The 1447-nt window shown below is 76.2% G+C and carries 1 protein-coding gene; it reads right to left on the bottom strand.

Annotation, left to right across the window (positions count from 1 at the left end):
- Window positions 1-1447: hypothetical protein (locus DQW85_RS23085; protein WP_205315342.1), on the bottom strand; the 1447-nt coding region annotated here is incomplete at both ends.

Below are 1447 nucleotides of genomic sequence, written 5' to 3'. Positions count from 1 at the left end.
CGCACGGCCGCGGCCAGCTCGCCCCGCAGCAGCACCGCCGCCTCGCGCACCCGGACCGCGCCGCACCCCCTGGACACCGCCACAGCGGTGTCCAGCCAGCTCAGCGCCGCCTCCCGGCCCCTGGCCGCCTCGGCTGAGCGGGCTCCCGCCACCAAGGTGTAGGCGTGCTGGATCGGCATGCGGGCCCGCCGGAACTCGTCCGCCGACTCCTCGAACAGCTTCACCGCCACGTCGTGGCCGCCTTCCGCCAGGTGGAGCACGGCTCTGGCCAGCCTGGCGGTCGCCCGCTGGGCGGACAGGCCGATCCGCTCGGCCGCGGCTTCCGCCTCGCCCGCGGAGCGGACCGCGGTGTCGAGGTCTCCGCATCGCAGCGCCGCCATCGAGAGGACGGCGAGCTGCTCGGGGCGGAACTGCGGCTGGGCCCGCGGCAACCCCTCGCCTCCTCCCTCCTCCAGCAGGAGCCGGACGCATCCCGGCGCGTCGCCGCCCATCATCCGGACCCACGCGAGCTGCTGGGCCGCCGCGCCCTCCCACCAGCCCTGCCCCGGCGAGGTCGCGCGGAAGCCCTCCTCGGCGAGCGCGACGACCTCGGCGGTGTCCCTGCGGCTGCGCGTCCACATCAGGGCCGCGGCACGCGTCGTCATGGCGAGCCCCGCCGTGTCGTCGGCGCCGATGGCGCGGGCCACCCGTTCGGCCTCCAGAGCCCACTGCACCGCCAGGTCGAGGCGGCCCGTCCACTGGTCCACGATCGACAGCCCGAGCAGGTAGTGCGTCCTGAGGTGCTGCTGCGCACCGCCGCTCGTGACCCTCAGCCCCCTGCGCAGGTGCCTGTAGGCGTCGCCGAACCGCTCAAGGAACATCTCCGCGCAGCCGATCATGGCGAGGGCCTCGGGGATGCGCGCCGCCGCGGCGTCGGCCAGGCCGTCGAGCAGCCTGGCGCAGGCCGCCACCTCGGGTATCGCGGTCTCCATCTCGGCGATGTAGGTGTCGCCGAACGCCGCCAGCGCCTGCAGCCCGAGCTGCGTGACGTCGTCGCCGTCCGCCGTGCCCGCGACCTCGCGGACCAGCGGACGCGCCTGCCGGTAGGTGCCGCGCAGCATGTGCACCAGCCCGTACTTGAACGTCAGGTCGGCAGTCCCGGGGGGAAGGGGGTCGGGCAGCGGCCGTGGCAGCCCTTCGAGCGCCGCGTGGGCAATGGCCTCGGCCTCGTCGTAGCGGCCCAGCAGCCGTTCGACGTCGGCGCAGGCGGCGTGCGCCTCCAGGCGGACGTCGGCGGGCAGGTGCGACTGGTCGCGCAGCACGTCGTGGGCGAGGGCGCGGGCCTCCTCCAGCCGGCCGGCGGCGGTCAGGGCCCGGCAGCAGGAGAGCGTGAGCGTGGCGCGGGACGGACTGAGCCGATCGCCGCGCGGCGACGAGTCGAGCGCCAGCCGCAGCCAGCGGGCCGCGG

Source organism: Nonomuraea lactucae (assembly GCF_003313395.1).
In the GTDB taxonomy this organism is placed as follows: domain Bacteria; phylum Actinomycetota; class Actinomycetes; order Streptosporangiales; family Streptosporangiaceae; genus Nonomuraea; species Nonomuraea lactucae.
This window is presented reverse-complemented; position numbering and strand designations above follow the sequence as displayed.